Consider the following 20,122-nt stretch of genomic DNA (forward strand, 5'->3'; position numbering starts at 1 on the left):
TCGCTAATGGGATGAAAAAATTAGTAAAAACAAAAGCCCTCTCTCTATAATTCGCTCCATTATGGATGGTGATTTAGACCCAGATGCATAACGTAATTACGAATTACAAATTGTTATGTGTCCTGTTGTTATTAAAATATCTTACATAGGGATTGTTGAAAAGTACCTACAATTGCCGTATTTTTCCGAAGAAGTTCTCCAAAACAGAGATTTATGCAGTTAAAACCCAATCAACGCCTGAAGTTAGATGATACAGACGATAAGCTATTTTATGCCTATCCCCGCTTCGTCACCCATGTCGATGAAGGATTTATTCAACAGCTAACAGATTTATATAGCGATCGCCTGAAACCCAACACCCGCATTTTTGATATGATGAGCAGTTGGGTGTCCCATCTGCCACAAGAGATGCAGTTTGAGCATGTGGAAGGACACGGGCTTAACGCTGAGGAATTGGCGCGAAATCCCCGCTTAAATCATTACTTTGTCCAAAACCTTAACGAAAATCCGCAGCTACCTTTCCCAGATGAAGATTTCGATGCTGTTCTCAATTGCGTATCTGTGCAGTATATGCAATATCCAGAAGCAATATTTTCCGAAATTTACCGCATATTGAAACCTGGTGGTGTTGCAATTTTCAGCTTTTCTAATCGGATGTTTTTTGAAAAAGCAATTCAAGCTTGGCGGGAGGCTTCTGAAGCACAGCGAGTCGAATTAGTCAAAGCCTATTTCGCCTCAGTTCCAGGATTTACAACCCCAGAAGTTATAGCTCATAAGTCAACATTACCCAATTTATTACAGTGGTTAGGAGCAACTGGAGGAGATCCATTTTATGCCGTTATAGCTTACCGCAGTTAAGTCAAATAGTCATTATTACAACTTGACACAAATCCAGCTATTCTTTCAGACAAGGGGTTTAATACCCTTGTTTGAAAACCATTGTTATTTGTATATTCATAACGTGTATAGATGAATTATTGGCTAATGAAATCAGAACCAGAAGCCTATAGTATTGCTGACCTTCAACAGCAAAATCAGACTATCTGGGACGGTGTTCGCAATTATCAAGCTCGCAACTTTTTACGTCAAATGCATGAAGGAGATTTAGCCTTTTTCTATCATTCAAACACCAATATTCCTGGGATTGCTGGGTTAATGCGTGTGGTAAAAAAAGATATTGCTGACCCAACACAGTTTGAGCCAGAAAGTAAATACTACGATCCAAAATCAAGTTCTGAATCTCCTCGGTGGCAAACAGTTGTAGTAGAATTTGTTGAGACTTTTTCTAACCCAATCTTACTATCAATACTCAAGGAAAAGTTTAGCGCTGAAGAGTTAATGTTAGTAAGGCAAGGAAATCGGTTATCAGTAATGCCTGTCTCTGAAGCAGTGGCTTTGAAGATTCTAGAGATGAGAACCTTCTAATTAAGCAGGTGTGAATCATTCTCATATTACGTCCGGTCAAATAATTGTCATTGCGTACCGCCAACGTTGCACTCGCAATGACATATCACAGGTAATTTGCCAGCAGCATCCTCAAAGAAGTCGGGGATCTTGTTGTTCACGAATAATTTAGGATTGCTATATAATCCTGCAAAAAATGTAGAGACGCAAAATTTTGCGTCTCTCTACAGAATTTATCGATTATGTAAAATGATTTTATTCGGGTGTATTAAGTTGCTTGAACCTTATTTAACAAGCAATGCAGGTTCTTTTGCTGATGGCTCCAATAATTGGGTGTAAAGTTCACTCAACTGAGTTGCGACACCATGCCAGCTAAATTTGCTTTCAACGCGCTTTCTGCCAGCTTTACCCAATTGTTCTCGCCACTCTGGATCTAAGAGAATTCGGTCAATGGCAGATGCAAAAGCACCTACATCTTGTGGTGGCGCTAATAAACCAGTTTCTTCATTGACTACAGTAAATTGAAGTCCGCCGACATCGCTAGCTACAACTGGTGTACCGCTTGCCATCGCTTCGATCGCCACCAGCCCAAAGGGTTCGTAATGACTAGGAACAACGCAGACATCGGCAGCTGCATAATAAGTTGGTAAAATATCTTGACTGAGACGACCTGGAAAGATGGTTAAGTCACTCATTCCTAAGTCGTGGACAATTTGCTCAATGCGATCGCGCTCAATGCCGTCGCTATTACCTGGAGTACTACCACCACCAATAATTAGCTGGAGCTTATTAGAATCGCGTAGCCCAGACTCATTTACCGCACGCACCAAGGTTTCTATACCTTTGCGTTGGTCAAAACGCCCTACATACAATACAACTTGGGTATCTTTGGCAATTCCCAGTTCTGCCCTGGCTGCTTCTCGCCCAACGGAACCAAAGCGCTGAATATCTGTACCGCAGGGAATGATATCGATATTGCCTTCAGTGGAAACTAGCGATCGCATGTGTTGCTGTTCTTGCGGACTTGTCGCCACAATTCGCTCTGCTGTTTCCAACGCCTGTTTTTCCACAGCTAATCGTTGACTGGCAATCAGAGGAATATTTTCTATAGTGTTGTACTTGACTGCTCCTAGTGAGTGGTAAGTGTGAACCTGTTTAATCTCTTGGATTTTCTTTATCTCCATTCCCACCCAACTAGAGAGCCAGTAGTTAGTGTGAACTAACTGGTATGCAATATCATTTTTTACTTGAAATTTGAGGAAATTATCCACAAATTCCGGTAGATATTCAAAAATCTCATCTCGCGGCACAAACTCAAGGGGCCCAGCTTTTAAACGAATAGTTCGACAATTACCGCTATGTTCAACAATCAAGTCTTGTTCCAGACTTGCTTTGCGCGTAAACATATCAACTTGCCATCCCAGGTGCGCTAGTGCTTCACCCACCTGGCGCACATAAACATTCTGTCCCCCAGCTTCTTCTTTCCCTATTTCAATCGCCGGGTCTCCGTGGACGGAAATCAAGGCGATACGTTGTTCGGTGATAGAGTTCATAGTTTGTGTGTTGCTGATTTTAACAAAGCTTTAGGCCGTTCCAAGTTCGTGTGTAACACACTTACCCAAATTGTTTAGGAACTTTGATTAATATTTATTTTAATTTAATATATCTAATATTTTTTTACATCTTCTGCCAGAAGTATAATTTTACGTTAAGCATTAAGCTTTAGATTTCTTTAGATAGAGGAAAATCTATACTTAACTTATATCTCATCCTTCTGATAGATAAAAGTTATACTTTTTCACCTTTTTATGCATATCTAATTAATTAAATAGATAAATCAACGTGAGTTGGGCAGATTAACACTAGAAATTAGGAGCCAGAAGTTATATTGGCCATGCAAAAAATCCCACCCACAAGGGGATAAAATTTTTGATTTTCTGCCAAATGTAAGGAACCAGCTCACTAAAAAATAGACCCCAAGTTTAAGTACTATCCAATATAAAAGTATTAAAATTTACAAGGCAAGGGGCTGGGGGATCTAAAACTACGGTAAATTGAGTGTTTGAGTTTAAGTTGACACGTGTGACAGATTTGCTACCCTACGATAAAATATTTTTTTAGCTGAAGTCCTTGAGTTCACTCCGCTAAACTCAAGTTGTATTAAGTAGTAAGAATAACTGTTAAATATTGATGCAAAATCGGGTAATTTGTTGAATTTGCTTCGTAAAGTTTCAGATTATATCTTCAATCATTAATAAATTTCAGGAGCAAATCAGGTGTTTACTTCAACCTTACTCGCTGCTGCAACTACACCCTTGCAATGGAGTCCGACAGTTGCAGTGATTATCATTATTGCTAATATCGCTGCCATTGCCTTTGGCAAATCTACCATCAAGTATCCTAACGCAGAACCAGGACTACCTTCAGCTAATCTCTTTGGCGGTTTTGGTTTACCAGCCCTTTTAGCAACCACCGCCTTTGGTCACATCTTAGGAGTGGGCATTGTTTTAGGGCTGCATAACCTGGGAAGAATTTAGGTTCTTACCCAAGTTAACTTTGATTTGATGATTCTTTTGTCTCCAGCCTTGAGTCAGAGAACTAACTCTCTGGCTCTTTTTTAGGGAAAATACAGCAGTTTGCTTTTTAAGTAATGTACAAAATGCAGTATTCACGCATTAAGCTACGTAAGTTGTTACGCAAATAAGATTGCACCTTTACTTTTAATAAAATCTTTTTACTTTCAATCCTAAAATCGTGCATGTCTAAAAAATTTGGCAGAAGATGTGATATGCCAGATTAGCTAAGAGGTTGTTTGAAAAGTATTTTGCTGTGACTTTAGGCACTTTTAGATCCGCCCTACTACCTTAAAAAAGGGAGGGGAAACCCAGATAAAAGTCTCCCTTTTTAAGGGAGATTTAGAAGGATCTAAAACTTTTTATACCGACAAGAGAACTTTTCAAGCATCCTCTAAGAGATAGAATAAAATGAGCAATTATTTTTATAACAAAGCTCTAAAGTTCAATAATATTAATACTTTTTAAATCCAATTTAATCAGGAGCAAATATGAATTTATCTCAAAATGAAAAAGGTGTCATTTTAATAGTTGATGACACTCCTATTAATTTAGAAATATTATTTAGTTTTTTAGAGGATCACGGCTTTAAAGTTTTAGTATCTGAAAATGGGACGAACGCCGTCGAAATTGCAGAAACTACTTTACCCGATCTGATTTTATTGGATGTATTAATGCCAGAAGTCGGCGGTTTTGAAACTTGCAGACTTTTGAAACTAAATTCAACCACTCAAGATATTCCCGTAATCTTTATAACTGCCATAACTGATAAGATGCATCAAGTCAAAGGCTTGAATCTTGGCGCAGTAGATTACATCACCAAACCTCTTGAGTATAAAGAGGTGTTAGCTAGGATAAATATCCACTTACGTTTACGAAACCTCACTAAAAAACTCACCGAGCAAAATAAGCGTTTAGAGATGGAAATCTTTGAGCGCCAGCAGGTAGAAAAAAAACTGCGATGTCATTCAGCTGAATTAGATGAATGGAACAATCGCTATGAAGCAATAATTCAAGCGAGTGGTCAGATTATCTACGATTGGCATTTACATACCAACGATATTAAATATGGAGGCAATGTAGAGCAAATATTAGGTTACTCTATGCCTGAGATGTTAGGAGGTTTGAACCGTTGGCTAGAGTTGGTTCATCCTGATGATAGAAACTTTTTGAACGGAGAGATTAAGCGCGTCTTATCTACAAAAGATCGATTCCATCTTGAATTTCGCGTATGTTGCAAAGATGGCACTTACATCACAGTTGAGAATAACGGATATATCTTTTTAGACTCCACAGGCAAAGTCTCTCGAATGACGGGTTTTATAATTGATATTACCGAACAGCAAGCTGCGCTACGCGGGAGCAAAAATGCGGAACAGAAAATCCGTGAGCAAGCCGCTTTGCTTGATACCACCACAGACGCAATTCTCGTTCAAGATTTAGTTAACAAAATTCAATTTTGGAACAAAGGGGCTGAACATCTCTACGGCTGGATAGCAGAAGAAGCACTCGGCAAGAATGCCAATCAGCTTTTGTATCGCAACCGAAAATTTGACCAACTAAACAACATCCAGAAAACTCTAGTTGAACATGGTTCATGGCAAGGTGAGTTGCATCAAGTTACCAAAGAAGGCAAAGAAATTATCGTTGCTAGCAGATGGACATTGGTAAATGATGAAGGACAGGCTAAATCCATTCTAATTGTTAACTCCGATATTACAGAAAAAAAACAACTCGAAGCTCAATTTCTCCGCGCCCAGCGAATGGAAAGTCTTGGCACTTTGGCAAGCGGTATCGCCCACGACCTCAACAATGCACTCACACCCATGTTGATGACAGTGCAACTTTTAGAGGCAAAACTTCCAGATCAAAAAAGTCAGCAATGGCTAACAATTATGGAAAAAAATGTTAACCGTGCGGCAGATTTAGTTAAACAAGTGCTGTGGTTTTCACGCGGGTCTGTAGGTAATTTTAAAACCTTACAGGTGAAACATTTAATTTCAGAAATTGAAAGTATTGTTAAGCAAACATTTTCCAAAGCTATTGAAATCCGCATTGATGTTCCTGGGCACAACCTGTGGAATATATTTGGCGATGCTACTCAGCTGCATCAAGTGCTGATGAACCTCTGTCTTAATGCCAGTGATGCCATGCCTCATGGCGGCATATTAAAAATTTCTGCGAAGAATTTCTGGGTTGATAGTAACTATGCTCGGATGAATATTGATGCAAAAGTGGGTTCTTACGTGATGATTAGCGTCTGTGACACGGGCATAGGAATCAAGAAAGAAATTGTAGATAGAATTTTTGAGCCATTTTTCACAACAAAAGAAGTTGGTCAAGGCACAGGGCTTGGTCTTTCAACAGTGCTTGGCATTATCAAAAGTCACTGTGGTTTTGTGAATGTAGTTACCGAAGTTGGCAAAGGCTCAGAATTTCAAGTTTGCTTACCCGTCACCCAGACAATGGAGATAGATAATAAATTAGCTGGAGAGCATGAATTACCCGCAGGGCATGGAGAATTGATTCTTGTTGTGGATGATGAAGATTCAATTCTAGAGGTTACTCAAACCTGGTTAGAAAAAAATGCCTATAAAGTGATTGTAGCTAGTGATGGGATTGATGCGATCGCACTATATACAAAATATCAACAAGAAATTAGTGTAGTTTTGGTTGATATGATGATGCCAGGCATGGATGGGCCAACAACTATCAATGTGTTAAGAAAAATTAATCCAAATATCAAAATTATTGGGGTTAGTGGATTAGCCTGCAATCACGAAATGATTAAAATCCTTGGCAATAGTGTCAAAATCCTTTTATCCAAACCTTACACGCCAAGCGACTTGTTAAGAAATTTACACATGGTGATTAATACAAAGTAGAGTTTGTCATTGGTTATTGGTTATTTCCCGCATTTCTCACTCTTCTCAAGGCGTTTGATGAAGCAGAGGAGAAGTAATGAGTAACGAGTAATGAGTAATAAGTAAAAACTTCTTACTTCTTAGGACTTACGCACGAGCTACGGAATAAGGAACCGCAGAGGCGCAGAGGACACAGAGAAATGAGAGTTTGGAAGGTATTTTGCGTAAGTCCTACTTCTTACTTATTACTCATTACTTATTACTCATTACTTATTACTCTCCCCTGCACAAGCGCAGGCTTTAAGAGGTGTGGTGAGAAATCCGGGATTTCTACCTCATTCCGCACCCAGTACCTAGTGCCCAGTCACTAATCTCCAATTCTCAGTCCCAATGAGTGGTAATATATTCTTATGGCTGCTCTAATCCTTGCTATTAATGAACAAACTACTGGATGAAACGCTGTCAATCACAACTGCTGAACGGATAAACAGCAGAGCTAGTACTCCGTTTGATAATGCCTACAAAGCAGCATTGTCTACCGAAGGAGCAAAATATGTTCAAGGATTTTTAACTTTTGCGGGAAAGCCATACAGACCGATTGAACATAGTTGGATTGAGCTAGGCGATGCCTCTGAGGTACGCATTATCGATCCCACACTACCGCACCTGAACAAAAATCCCCGAGAACTTTGGTATTTTGCGGCACAAAAACTGACGGTTAAAAAACTGAAAGCCATCATTGAAGAATCAAAAGAAGATTATCCAGAAGATGAACCATTGCCAATTTATGGCGATCCGCCTTATGAATATTACGGTGATGTGATGCTGGGTGGTCAAGACTATTTGGCAGCATATCAAGCCGCAGAAGCTAAATGCAAAGAAATCAACCAACTCAACCCTGAAAGGAACTAAATAATTCGTAATTCGTAATTACGAGTTACGAATTATTTAATACGATTTTCCATCACTACCAAAGTATTCCCGATAGCTACAAATTTTGTCTCCACGCACATCAAAAGAAACTGCTATCCGATTTTTGTAAAGCTGTCCGAACAGAAGCCCCTACTCTCGAAACTCAAAGACAGCCGTTGTTTCATTACTTGTAACACGGTCTAAAGCACTTAAGTTTAAACCAGGATTAAAAGATTCAAAAACGTACTCAAAAAATTCTCTAGCTCGCTCTTTTCCAACGTGTTTAACCGAACCTGATATTACTTAAAACCTCACAACTCCTTTGCCACAATTTTGACCACTGAGGAGATATTTTACAGCTTCGGGTATTGATTCTATGCCGTTAAAATGGGTTGGGTCAACGGCAACTTTAAGTTTGTCTGTGTAGAACAGATTTAAAAGGCGATCGCGTGCCTCTGCCATATATTCTTTATAATGAGGCATCAAAAAGCCTCTCACATTACTCTGTCCAGAGGAATAATTAAACCCTTATCGTATTGGAGATTGGTTGAAAAAAAATAGAACGATTGATAAGAAAAGTTTTATGGGACAGAATCAAGTTGATGTTCCCGGCTATGGCGTAATATCCGAACTAGAAAAAGGAGCAGGGTTTTCTGTTTCTATTCTTTTAAATTGCCAAAGTAATAATAAACTTCGTCCCCTGTCCAGAAATTGACGAACATTGGATTTGTCCATTGTGTTTATCGATAATAATTTGGTAACTGATAGCTAATCCTAAACCAGTTCCCTTACCCACAGCCTTAGTTGTAAAAGATGGTTCAAAAATTTTAGCTTGCACTTCAGGAGGCATACCAAAAGCGTTATCTTCGATGCAAATTGAAACAGTTTTTTGCTGATGATCGATTGACGTAGCGATCGCGATCGTGTGAGGTGTAGCAGCAGCAATCTTCTGATCTGAGCCGTCTTGATAGAGGTCATCAAATGCATCAATAGCATTAGCAATAATATTCATAAATACCTGGTTCAGTTGTCCGGGATAGCAAGTGATTGGAGGTAAATTACCATATTCTTTGATCACCTCGATTTTCGGGCGGCTTCCTTGGTCTTGCAATCGGTGTTTTAAGAGCATTAAGGTACTATCAATTCCTTCGTGAATCTGAAACTCTACCATAGATGAGATATCAGATCGAGCAAAGGTTCTGAGAGAAAGGCTAATATCCTTAAGACGGCTAATTCCCTGGTGCATTGATCCCAAAATTTTTGGTAAATCTTCAACCAAATACTCTAAATCAATATCTTCAACAAGTTCTGCAATTTCTGGGTCTGAATCTGATAGTTTTTGCTGTTGGAGATTTACCAAACGCAGGAGATCATTGACATATTCCTCAATATGAGAGCAATTTCCACTCATAAAACCAATTGGATTATTAATTTCATGACCTATCCCTGCAATCAGTTGTCCAAGGGTAGACATTTTCTCACTCTGGATTAGTTGTAGTTGAGTGTTTTGTAACTCTTGTAAAGATTTGGTTAATTCTATAGTGCGTTCTTGGACTCTTTGTTCGAGGGTACGAGTCAGATGAGAGATTTTCAGATGTAACTTTAATCGAGCAATGACTTCTTCTTGTTGGAAAGGTTTGGTAATATAGTCGACTGCACCAATTTCTAATCCTTTCACTTTATCTGTAGCATCAGCCAAGGCAGTCATAAAAATGACTGGAATATTCTGAGTGATGGAATTAGCTTTCAACCTGCGGCAAGTTTCAAACCCATCAATACCCGGCATCATGATATCCAGAAGAATAAGATCGGGAAGAGCGTATTCTATTTGTTCGATAGCGGATTCTCCATCGGTTGCCATAAGCGTTTTCCAGCCACATCCCTGAATCGCTTCTGATAGCACTTTCAGATTATTGGGATTGTCATCTACCAAAAGAATATGCATTGGCTTCAAGAGAGGTTCGATCATCATTGACGTGACTCAGTTATTACAAAAGATTTAAGGAACTTACGGATTTTTCCAGTTTGAAAGTTGGCAGTAAATTGGCTCAACTCATTTGCGAAAGGAGTTAGCTGACTGTCTTGCTTGATTAACTCTTTTATAATTCCCTCAATTGCCTGAATATCTCCCATCATTGCCAAATGATAAAGCTGTTGTAAAATATCTTGTGATGGCAAAATCAATTCAGTATCAGCTTTCTGGTCAGGCTGGTAAGATGATTTTTGAGATGTGGATTGAGTATAAATCCACTCTACTTTTAGCAGCGATCGCAGTGCATTGAATAGTTCATCGATTTGCAGAGGTTTCGGTAAGAATGCTGTGGCCCCTGCTTGAAAACTCCGTTGCCGATTTTCCTCAAAGACGCTGGCACTAGAGACAATAACTGGAATAGAGCGAGTTTGGGGATTTTCTTGTAAGTGAAACATTAACTCAAAGCCATCCATATTAGGCATAGCTAAATCAAGGAGAATCACATCCGGGTGATGTTCAGTTACCATTTGGAGGGCATGTTTGCCGTCGCTTGCTTGTAGGGTTCCACAGCCAATTTCTTGGAGCAAACTGCTTAACATAGAACAGTGGTTAGCATCATCATCAACAATGAGAATTTGAGGTGCGCTACCTTGACCTTGAATCCCGGTGATTTTCTGATGGGTTGGGGCTGCTGCTACCTGCATCGTAGGTATCGTTTCTATCTGCCAATCATGGGAAACTGGTACTGGTACGATCAAATCTAGCCAAAAGACACTACCTTCACCCAAATGACTCTGTACTTGAATTTGGCTGCCCATCAATGCCGCAATTCTTTGACTGATTGCTAATCCCAAACCAGTACCTTCAGATTTTCGCCCTGCTTCACCTACCTGCTCAAAAGCCAAAAAGATTTTCTCTAGTTGGTCTGGTGACATCCCAATACCTGTATCTTCAATCTGGAAGCGAATCTTCTGATTGGTCATTTGTCCATTGTTATTTGTCATTTGTTCTAACTCTTGACCAATAACCAATGACGAATGACTAATGACTTCGACTTTGAGAGTGACGCTACCGTTGTCTGTGAATTTAATAGCATTACCGAGTAAGTTGATCAAAACTTGCCTTAGTCGCTTTTCATCCACTTCAATGGCAACTGGTAGGCGATCGCTGATTAAAATATTAAATGCAATCCCTTTTTGTTTGGCTCGGATACTGCAAATCTCGGTTACACCATGTAAAAAACTGGTCAGATGTACATTAGTCGCAACCAATTCTAATTTTCGAGCTTCAATTTTTGAAAGGTCGAGAATGTCATTGATTAGCATCAGGGGGTGTGTTCCACATTGGTAAATAATGCTGACACCTTCGAGATTTTTCTCTGTCATGTTTGGCGATACTTCTAGCACCTGAGCAAAACCAAGGATGCCATTAAGCGGTGTGCGTAGTTCGTGGCTCATATTTGCCAAAAACTCGCTCTTTGCTTCGTTAGCAGCATCAGCAGCTTGCTTGGCCTCAAGCAGTTCATGAGTCCGTTCTTCAACTTTGAACTCCAGAGTTTTGGAATAATCCAATAGTTGAGCGTTGGCTATTGCTAGTTGCTGATTTGCTTCTTCTAACCGCCTTTGTTTATAAGCATTTGTTGTTGCAATCACACTGCTGATGAATGCGCCTAAAGCGGGTGTGACTGGAATCAGAATGCCAGATAAAAACATCCCATAGCCACCTCCCACAAATACGCCACTAATGCCTACGGTTGCCCAGAGAATTTTGCCACCAGGAATCCGCAACTTGCGACTGGATAAGAACCAACTACCACCAGAACCGATCGCAGACCATAAAATAATCCAGAGTGACGCAGCTATGCCAGAAACGCCTTGCAGGTTTGTCTTCCCTGTTTTTGCCCCTTGCACCAGTTGAAGGGCAATATTGGCATGGACAACAACCCCAGGCATCGGTTTTTGGGCTGACATCCCAGAGGAACTGAAGGGTGTGTTGAAGAAGTCATTGGTACTAGCGGCGGTTGATCCGATAAACACCATGCGATCGCGCATTAGATTGGCTGGAATTCGCCCTGCTAAAACATCGCGCATGGCAACTGTCCGAAATGCCGTATCTGTTCCATGCCAATTGAGCAAAATTTGATAGCCGCCTAAATCAGCATCAGAATAGCCTGCTTCTTGGTTGTTTAGTGGTAAGTAAATTGCCTTACCCAACTTAAACTTTTGCTGCTTGGGGTCAATACTTTCTAAACTAATCTTGTCGGCTTCTAAGTACTTGAGCGCTACAACAGTTGCCAGCCCAGCTTTGAGCGTGTCTTGCTCTTTAGCATCAGTTGCCGTCAGGAGGGCACGACGGACAAAGCGATCGCCATCCAAAACCAAATCTGCTAATCCGACTTGATCGAGTTTCTTCAATTCTGGTGGCGGATTGACACGCTCACCGGTGATTTTCTCAACGCCGATCAAATTGGGAGTGCTGCGGAAGATTTTTACAAGTTCTTCATGTCCGCTTCCCTCCGGTAAATCTCGATAGAGATCCAAGCCAATAGCTCTAGGTTGTTGCGCCCGAATCTTTTCTAGTAATTTTGCTAATGCCCAATCTGGAATTGGCCATTTCCGTACCGATTGGATATCGCGCTCATCGATTGTGACAATCACAATTTCATCAGCGATCGTCGGATGCGATCGCTGACGAACCCATTCATCACGAATTTTCCATTCAAGTAAATTGAAAAATCCCAACGATTGCCCGACAATGACAGTCAAAGCAACAGTGGGAGTAATAATCAAAACGCTACGAGTTTGTTGGATGAAAGTCTGGAATCTTCGCCACATGGTGACTGGGGATTAAGGACTGGGAGATTAGGGGGCAGGGGGCAGGGAGCAAGGGGACAAGAGGTGAGAACTTGAAACAAGTCTTTCCCCTTGTCCCTAAGTCCTCTTCCCAATTCCCAAATTAATTAGTTTGCAGATACTAATAACGGAACTGTGACAATTTCCTTTAAGCTAACTGAAGAGAGGAGTTCTTCCCATTGTTTGCTAAGAGTCACATTGGTAGGTTGAGCGCTGTGTAGGGCTGCAAGTGTTTCCACACAGTCATACCAAACGCCATGTTTACCAAAAGCCGTCGCCAGCTTCAGAGCATCTTTTTGCTGCATTGCTGTCGCAAGTTCAGCATTAGGTTGGATACGTTGAACCCAACCATCGACATAAGGTGTATTTGGACTTAGCTGGCCATCAAGTTTGAGAGCTAAGAACCAATGGTAGTTTTTCCCGACTGCTAAAGCGGGTGCATCAGCTGGTAATTTTACAGCCATTACCCCAGCTTTAAGAGCAACAGGAATGGTCATTTGATACTGTGTATTACCAGCTTCATCCTTGAGGCTAAATACAGCTTCTTCTGCATTAGAAGCCGGGAGATATACCAGAATTGTGGGACGTTCAGACACTGTTGTGCCAAAGAAGTTTTGAGGTAGGAGTGCGATAATGGCTGCCGGGCCTGTTGCACCGACAGTTAAAGGATTTAAGTCATAACTACCAACCCGAGAAGCTCCCCCACTTGCCTGTTGAGGAGCGCTTTTGCCTGCGCTAGGTGTAAAGAGATCGCCTCTAGAAGCTCCTCCAGTTGCTTGCCTGGGAGCGCTTTTACCTGCACTAGGTGTAAACAGGTTGCCTCTAGAAGCTCCTCCCGTTGCTTGCCTGGGAGCGCTTTTACCTGCGCTAGGTGTAAACAGGTTGCCTCTAGAAGCTCCTCCAGTTGCTTGTCTAGGAGCGCTTTTGGCTGCGCTAGGTGTAAAGAGGCTACCACGGGAAGCTCCCCCAGTGGCTTGGCTGGGAGCGCCATTGTTGATGGGTGGGGTAAATGTAACAGCATGGGCACTGTTCAATGTATTACTGGTGAGCAGAGCGATAACGCTCAATGCACTAGCCAAATATCGACGTTTCATAAAGTAGCACCTCATTTGAGAAAAGTAATACTAAATACATTGATTCTGATTGTGGGAAAAAGCTGGATAAATCTTTTCAGCTAAGAGTTAAAAGCTTCAAGACATACTAGAAATATAAACGAAGGCTGACTTTAATGCTGTAAAATTTATGCAAATCACAAAAGCTTTGTCGAGTGAAATTACGTAGTCTGAAAGAGGCTGGGAAAATAGAGCAGAGCTTACGGTTTAAATCTCTCAGCAAATTTCCTTCCTCCTGCATTCTTCACAGCCAGTTACCAACTAAAACGAAGGCAGACCAAAAGAAAGGATCGTGGAAATCAGTTTGGCGAATTAGGTTAATTTGGGCTTGCCGCAATGCCTCAGCTTTAGTAATTTTGGGCTGTCGCAGTTGGTCATAGAAGCGCGTCATTAACATCTCGGCTGCTTTATCTTTGACAGGCCAGAGAGTGGCAATGGTGGAGCGGGCACCAGATTTAACAGCCAAGCCTGCTAGTCCAAGAACGGCGCGATCGTCGCCTGTTGCCGTATCACAGGCACTCAGTACTAGTAACTCGATTGCTTTCGATGACTCGCTACCTCGATTTTTGAGGAGTTCTGACAATTCCTTAACGTTGACTTTTCCATCCCAAGTCAGTAGGAAGGTATCTTCAAGACGGGAGCTAAATTGTCCGTGGGTTGCCAGATGGACAACATCAGCGTTACTAGATTTGACGCGATTGGCAAGGGCTTGACTAGTAAATTGCTGGTTGAGCAACATCGAAGATCGGACTGCCTTCGAGATTTGCTTAACTTCTAATTCTACAGCAGGCAAAGCACTGAAGCCATTACGAGATTGGCTGATACCGCCGACGATCGCATTAATTTTGTTTTGCTTTAGCGATCGCGCAGCCATCAATTGCATTCCCGGTGAGAGCGCAACAGCATACTTCTCGATCAGATATTGCTTACCGTCATACAAAGCTGCTATCGGAATATTACGTAATCGACCATCTAAAACAAATACTAGTGTTTGGGTATCTTTGAAAGCTTGATCTATTTCGGCAGGACGAATTAACCAATTATAAATTTCTTGAGACAAGCGATCGCGCTCTTTAGAATCGGAGACAGGATTGAAGCCAATTAATAATTTTTCTAGAGTTTGTTCGATGTCGGCTTGAGATTTTTTTGTCACATAGTAACGCAACGGTTGTCCGGTTTTGGAAAGGATTACTGCCAGGCGATCTGGCAAAATAATTGGATAAACAACGGTTGCATTGGGGTCAATTTGGTCAATCTGCTGAGATGTATCTAAACAAGCTTCTCGAAAAAAGTTATCGAGTTCTGCAACTTGCAGTGCCTCAATCAAGTCACGAGCTTCCATTAGTTCTGCTTGACTAGGTTCTTGATCTAGAAGTAAACCTACAAGTTCTCGGTAGACAGGCTCCACACTTTCACGGAAGGAGAACTGAACATCGGGGTTGACGGAAACTAAATCTCCCCTGATTGACTTTAAAGATTTGACTGCTTCAGTATAAGCAGCGATCGCTTCTGAGCGATCGCCCTGTTCTTTATACAACTGTCCCACCTGCCAAGCTGATTGAGCAATGATATCCTCAGCTTGGAGTTGACGCGCAATTTTAAGGGATTTCTGAGTTAACTCCTGTGCTTGTGATAACTGCTGCGTTTGACGATAGAGTTTTCCCCACTGATGCAGTGCGTAAGCTTCTGCTTGAGCATCTTGGATTTGTTGGGCAGACTTGACTGTGACTGCCATGAGTTGCGCTAGGTCTTTGAGTGGTAGGATTTGGTTAGAATTTGACTGCCGATTCAGTGAGGCAACAAAATTGATCGCTGCGTAGAGAGAAGTGTGACTTGGGGGTAGTTCTTTAAGTTGTTGTAGTAGTTGAGGTGCAAGTGGGGTAGCCAACTCAGCCTTGTCGTAGTCGATAAAAAGCTTAAATTTGGCTAAACGTGCCTGTAAGCGATCGCTTGGATTTGTAGTTAACTGTTCTGCTTCTTCAAAGTAATCTAATGCCGCCTCTGGATCTTTTAAGTCTACGGCAGTTTTTCCCAAGCTTAGTAGGATCGAACTCAATTGAGGTGTAGTTTCAATTTTGCGAGCGATCGCCAAACTTTGCTCTAATACCTGTTGACTCTTGCCAGAGTCGCCAATCATCAGCAGGGCTAAACCAAGCGATCGCAGCCCACTAACTTTGATTTCCGAATCTGGCATTGCTCCTAAATTTTGAGTCAGCGTCTCCAACTGCTGTTTAGAACGACGATAAAATCCCAAACTTTGTAAAGCTTGTGCCTGGTTAATTTGACTACCCAAGCTACCCATTTTGTCGCCTGCTTGCTCATAATATTTTTGAGCTTGTTGCCAATTTTCGAGGGCAATTTCGGCTTTGCCATTGTGCAATTGCAAATTTGCTTGGGTATTAAGTACCTGCGCCCAGAGAATTGCATCAGCAGAGGGAATAGTTTGCAACAGCTTCAAGCTTTGCTCAATCGACTCTTCGGCTGCTTTCCATTGGTTAAGTTCCTGTTGTGCCAGTGAAAGGTAACTTAAGCTAAGGGCTTCGTTCAGGCGATCGCCTTGAGTATGGTACTGTTGTGCTGCTGTTTGCCAAACCATCACGGCTTCTGCAAAGCGTCCTGAACGATATAGATTTCGTCCCTGTTCTATCTGAGTGGATACTGAAGCACCCACATTCAGGGTAGATGCCGATACTTGCACAGATGCTCTAGCAGGTGTAATAGTTACTGCCAAACATAAACTCAAGATACTCAGATTGATATATAGCCATCGACGTTGTTTGATTAGGAAAGCCATAAATTAATTAAGGAGAGTCACACCACTCACTTAAATATTGCCCAACTAATCATGTGATCTATCAGTCTGAGCTTCTACTGCTCAATATTTGTTGAGCGATCGCTTTGGGGAAGGTAGGGGCACAGCAGTACCGTGCCCTTGAGATCATCTGTACTTCACCAAGATTGCAATCGGCTGTATCTATTTTCAACGAACAGAATTCAGGAGTCAGGAGCCAGAATTCAGAATTGAATTCTGTGCGAGTGGCGGATGAATAAACGGGTTTAAGTCCCCCACTCATTCATTCTGACTCCTGAATTCTGAATTCTGACTTCTGAATTCTTCTTCAATATCTCTACAGCGATCGCTGTAAATGATCAAAATCACAACGCAGACATGATCTAATATCATGTTCGGCAAATCACTTATAATATGTCATTGCGAATGCAACGAAGTGGAATGTTCGCGTAGCGTCTCGTAGAGATAGCAATCGCAAAGGTTTGGGATTGCCGCGCAACGCTTGCAATGACATAAGTATTAAGTCGAACCTGATATAACTCAGCCAAAAGGTGTTGATGAATCAAGAGATCATTCAGCAATACCTCTTTTGTTTAACATTTATTGCATTGATCAATAAAATATAAGGTGCTATTTTTAGCACCTTATATTTTGTCGGTAGGGGCAACACCCTTCGGAAAGCCGTTCGCTTCTCTATAAGACGGTTTGCGAATGTGTCTATATGAATTGCCCCTACACCGTGTAGTTTTGCGTGACTCCTAAATTTATTTTTTGGAAATCCCTAATTAAAATTAAACAACCACAAAATTATTGTTGGTTACTGACAATCCAGCAGATAGTTGAGCAAGTTGTACCTGACTAAACCCAGCCGCACTGCCATCTTGGTCAAAGTACAGCCCACCTGTAGAATTATCATAAATGAATCGTTGAGCGATCGTGGTTGCAGATGTGCCGATAGTAAATTGACTTGTCTGAAGTAAACCTGTTGATAACCCGCCACCAAAACCAGCAGCCGATACCTGAATCAGGTCATTAGTGGCATTGAAATCATAAATACTATCAACGTCTTCAGTGTAACTATTGAAAGCAAAGGTATCAGTACCGTTCCCTCCTGTGAGAATGTCATTACCATTGCCACCATAAAGAGTGTTATTACCTAATGCGTTAGATGCAGAAAGAGTATCATTACCATCACCTCCAAAGAGTAAGTTATTGCCTGTTGAATAATCAACAACCAACTTATCTGCACCAGCACCACCATTGAGAGTATTATTGCCTAACGTTCTGCGATAGATTCCTTCGCCATAGCCGTCGTAGTCGCCATACTCGTCGTACTCATAGCCAGAGGCGGAAAGATAATCATCGCCATTGTCTCCATTCAACAAATTATCACCTGATGAATAGTCAACATTCAAGTTATCATCACCTTCACCACCGTTAAGGGTGTTATTTCCAGTAGTCTTATACAATGTTCCTCCGAAACCGCGGCCGTAGCTAGAACCGGAGAGAGAATCATTGCCATCGCCACCAGAAAGTAGGTTATCGCCTCGTGAATAGCTTACATCTAGGTAATCGTCACCAGCGCCACCTTTAAGGGTGTTATTACCTGATGTGTTATCAAATCTGTAGCCTTCAAAGTTAGAGGCAAAGAGAGAATCATTGCCATCACCACCAGAGAGCAGATTATTACCTGTTGAAATGTTAGCGCTCAGGAAATCGTCACCAGTGCCACCTTTAAGAGTATTATTACCGTTGGCAAGATTGACGGAAAGATGATCGTTGTCATCGCCACCATCCAGTAAGTTATCACCTTCTGAAAAGTAAGCACTTAATGTATCGTTACCAGCACCGCCTTTGAGGGTGTTATTCCCAGTCACCCTTGGGTCGTAGTAGCCACCAGATACAGAGAGAGAATCATTGCCATCGCCACCAGAAAGTAGGTTATCGCCAGGTGAACCGTCGGCACTCAAGGTATCGTTACCAGCACCACCCTTGAGAGTGTTATTACCAGTGACCACATTGCCCACGTAGTCACCTAATGCCGAGAGAAAATCATTGCCATCGCCACCAGAAAGTAGGTTATTGCCTGGTGTACCGTCAACATTTAAGTAATCGTCACCAGTACCACCGTTGAGGGTATCATTACCTGCACCACCAATGAGAGTATCATTCCCCCTACCACCATCCAGTAGGTTATTGCCTGTTGAACCGCTAGCATTCAAGTAATCATCACCAGCACCACCATTGAGGGTGTTCTTGCCAGACGAGCGAGAGTCGTATGTGATGGAGACGTCTCGGGGTTCGTGGGGGTCTTCGTTGGGAGTGTACTTGTAGTAGCCAGAGATGGAGAGAGTATCATTGCCGTCGCCGCCATCAAGTAGGTTGTCGCCTTTTGAACCACTAGCGCTCAAGTTATCGTTACCAGCGCCACCGTTGAGGGTGTTATTGCCTTCTGAGCGAGAGTCATCATTAGAGTAGAAATGTCCTTGGTAATAGCCAGAGACGGAGAGATAATCATTACCATCGCCCCCAGAGAGCAGATTATTGCCTGTTGAACCGCTAGCACTCAAGTTATCGTCACCAGCGCCACCATTGAGGGTATTCTTGCCAGACGAGCGAAGGTCGTCACCGTCTGGGTAGTTCATGTATCGGTAGCCAGAGACATCAAGAGAATCATTGCCATCATCTCCAGAAAGTAGATTATCCCCTGTTGAACTGCTAGCACTCAAGCTATCGTCACCTGTACCACCGTTGAGAGTATTATTGCCCGCACCACCAATAAGAGTATCCTTCCCCGCACCACCTCTTAAAAGGTCGTTACCACTTTTGCCGTCAATTTTGTCATTACCGCCCTGACCATTAATGACATCATTTGAATCGTCTAAACCTGTAATGTTATTGTCGAGGTCATTGAGGAAAGTCACTGTGTTCTTGATACCCAGACTAGTATCGGTGGAGTCGGCGTTTAAGACATTAAAACTGTCAGTGATACTAGTTTGTCCATCAAACAGGATATTGCCAATAGCTGGTCTTGTTCCAGAAGCGTTCAGGTTCTCCAAGTTTTCTAAGTTGAAGTTTTTCAGGATAATTTTGCTATTGGCCACTCCATCAAAGGTAATTTCCAGATTGTTGCCATTCTGGGTAAGCAAGAGATTTTTGGCAGTGAAACCAGCACCCTGGAATTTGAGCGTATCCACTTCAGCCATGACTGCTGGTGTGGGGTTTGTTCCTTTACCGATGCCACCAAAATCAGTAATCGTATCAGTACCATCACCCAAATTGTAAATAAATTTATCATTGCCACCACCACCAGTCAGAGTGTCGTTACCGGCTTTACCCTTAATCCTGTCAGCACCATTGCTGCCAAGTAGATTATCATCACTCTTGCTTCCAATGATATTTGTCATAACTTTTATCCTTCCTTAATGAATTTTTTCTCAATAACTTTAAAGTTCTCAGCCTGGAGTTAGTACTGTTTTAGAACATAAGAACTCGCCGAGAGTTTACACTTTCGGTATATTTTTATGTCACCCTTGAGGGACAGTAATTTTCTTGAAATTCTACTCTGTTAATCGGCTTGATAATACGCGGGTATTAGCACATTAAAGTCTCACACGCTGTACAAATTAATGACTGTGTAGA

Annotated in this window: 11 protein-coding genes and 2 pseudogenes; 5 read left to right on the top strand and 8 right to left on the bottom strand. The window is 41.7% G+C overall.

Translation table 11 applies throughout. The features are described from left to right. The first annotated feature begins 213 nt into the window (after nucleotides 1-213). Both VB732_RS11070 and VB732_RS11075 read left to right on the top strand, forming a co-directional pair. A complete protein-coding gene (locus VB732_RS11070) occupies nucleotides 214-858 on the top strand; it encodes a class I SAM-dependent methyltransferase (protein WP_323230886.1) in 645 nt (214 codons plus the stop codon). Between the two features lie 111 nt (nucleotides 859-969). Beyond that, nucleotides 970-1,425, top strand: coding sequence for an EVE domain-containing protein (locus VB732_RS11075; RefSeq protein ID WP_323230887.1), 456 nt, complete (start codon nucleotides 970-972; stop codon nucleotides 1,423-1,425). A gap of 263 nt (nucleotides 1,426-1,688) precedes the next feature. Here the strand turns inward: VB732_RS11075 and VB732_RS11080 are convergent, their stop codons facing one another. Next, nucleotides 1,689-2,957, bottom strand: coding sequence for a glycosyltransferase family 1 protein (locus tag VB732_RS11080; RefSeq protein ID WP_323230888.1), 1,269 nt, complete (start codon nucleotides 2,955-2,957; stop codon nucleotides 1,689-1,691). A gap of 723 nt (nucleotides 2,958-3,680) precedes the next feature. Here VB732_RS11080 and psaK point away from each other — a divergent pair. The 3 genes from psaK (at nucleotide 3,681) to VB732_RS11095 (ending at nucleotide 7,753) form a co-directional block, all read left to right on the top strand. Beyond that, entirely contained in the window at nucleotides 3,681-3,941 is a 261-nt protein-coding gene (gene psaK, locus VB732_RS11085; RefSeq protein ID WP_323230889.1) for a photosystem I reaction center subunit PsaK, read from the top strand. A gap of 527 nt (nucleotides 3,942-4,468) precedes the next feature. After that, nucleotides 4,469-6,862 (top strand): response regulator, encoded by a 2,394-nt coding sequence (locus VB732_RS11090; RefSeq protein ID WP_323230890.1) that lies wholly within the window; start codon nucleotides 4,469-4,471, stop codon nucleotides 6,860-6,862. Between the two features lie 414 nt (nucleotides 6,863-7,276). After that, entirely contained in the window at nucleotides 7,277-7,753 is a 477-nt protein-coding gene (locus VB732_RS11095; protein WP_323230891.1) for a hypothetical protein, read from the top strand. A gap of 36 nt (nucleotides 7,754-7,789) precedes the next feature. On the opposite strand, the pseudogene VB732_RS11100 reads toward VB732_RS11095, so the two are convergent. From VB732_RS11100 to VB732_RS11130, 7 genes and pseudogenes are all read right to left on the bottom strand, one after another. Then, nucleotides 7,790-8,035: pseudogene (locus VB732_RS11100) on the bottom strand (nuclear transport factor 2 family protein); the annotation flags it as partial. Nucleotides 8,036-8,056: 21 nt separating this feature from the next. After that, nucleotides 8,057-8,257, bottom strand: a pseudogene (locus VB732_RS11105) (alcohol dehydrogenase); the annotation flags it as partial. Between the two features lie 163 nt (nucleotides 8,258-8,420). Further along, nucleotides 8,421-9,725 (bottom strand): response regulator, encoded by a 1,305-nt coding sequence (locus tag VB732_RS11110; protein WP_323230892.1) that lies wholly within the window; start codon nucleotides 9,723-9,725, stop codon nucleotides 8,421-8,423. Continuing rightward, nucleotides 9,722-12,559 carry a CHASE2 domain-containing protein gene (locus tag VB732_RS11115; RefSeq protein ID WP_323230893.1) on the bottom strand — a complete coding sequence of 946 codons (2,838 nt, stop codon included), beginning with the start codon at nucleotides 12,557-12,559 and terminating at the stop codon, nucleotides 9,722-9,724. Before VB732_RS11115 ends, VB732_RS11110 begins: the two co-directional genes overlap by 4 nt. A gap of 125 nt (nucleotides 12,560-12,684) precedes the next feature. Then, entirely contained in the window at nucleotides 12,685-13,671 is a 987-nt protein-coding gene (locus VB732_RS11120) for a DUF928 domain-containing protein (protein ID WP_323230894.1), read from the bottom strand. A 262-nt stretch (nucleotides 13,672-13,933) separates the two neighbouring features. Then, nucleotides 13,934-16,483: a CHAT domain-containing protein gene (locus VB732_RS11125; RefSeq protein ID WP_323230895.1), complete on the bottom strand. Its 2,550-nt coding sequence runs from the start codon at nucleotides 16,481-16,483 to the stop codon at nucleotides 13,934-13,936. A gap of 788 nt (nucleotides 16,484-17,271) precedes the next feature. Further along, nucleotides 17,272-19,887: a calcium-binding protein gene (locus VB732_RS11130; RefSeq protein ID WP_323230896.1), complete on the bottom strand. Its 2,616-nt coding sequence runs from the start codon at nucleotides 19,885-19,887 to the stop codon at nucleotides 17,272-17,274. Between the last annotated feature and the right edge of the window lie 235 nt (nucleotides 19,888-20,122).

Source organism: Nostoc sp. UHCC 0252, from assembly GCF_034931145.1.
Classification (GTDB): domain Bacteria; phylum Cyanobacteriota; class Cyanobacteriia; order Cyanobacteriales; family Nostocaceae; genus Nostoc.

Bases quoted from the DNA above. Each gene is read 5' to 3' on its own strand.
- VB732_RS11070 (WP_323230886.1), top strand. From the start codon at position 214: ATGCAGTTAAAACCCAATCAACGCCTGAAGTTAGATGATACAGACGAT.
- VB732_RS11075 (WP_323230887.1), top strand. From the start codon at position 970: ATGAATTATTGGCTAATGAAATCAGAACCAGAAGCCTATAGTATTGCT.
- VB732_RS11080 (WP_323230888.1), bottom strand. From the start codon at position 2,957: ATGAACTCTATCACCGAACAACGTATCGCCTTGATTTCCGTCCACGGA.
- VB732_RS11090 (WP_323230890.1), top strand. From the start codon at position 4,469: ATGAATTTATCTCAAAATGAAAAAGGTGTCATTTTAATAGTTGATGAC.
- VB732_RS11095 (WP_323230891.1), top strand. From the start codon at position 7,277: ATGAACAAACTACTGGATGAAACGCTGTCAATCACAACTGCTGAACGG.
- VB732_RS11110 (WP_323230892.1), bottom strand. From the start codon at position 9,725: ATGATGATCGAACCTCTCTTGAAGCCAATGCATATTCTTTTGGTAGAT.
- VB732_RS11115 (WP_323230893.1), bottom strand. From the start codon at position 12,559: ATGTGGCGAAGATTCCAGACTTTCATCCAACAAACTCGTAGCGTTTTG.
- VB732_RS11120 (WP_323230894.1), bottom strand. From the start codon at position 13,671: ATGAAACGTCGATATTTGGCTAGTGCATTGAGCGTTATCGCTCTGCTC.
- VB732_RS11125 (WP_323230895.1), bottom strand. From the start codon at position 16,483: ATGGCTTTCCTAATCAAACAACGTCGATGGCTATATATCAATCTGAGT.
- VB732_RS11130 (WP_323230896.1), bottom strand. From the start codon at position 19,887: ATGACAAATATCATTGGAAGCAAGAGTGATGATAATCTACTTGGCAGC.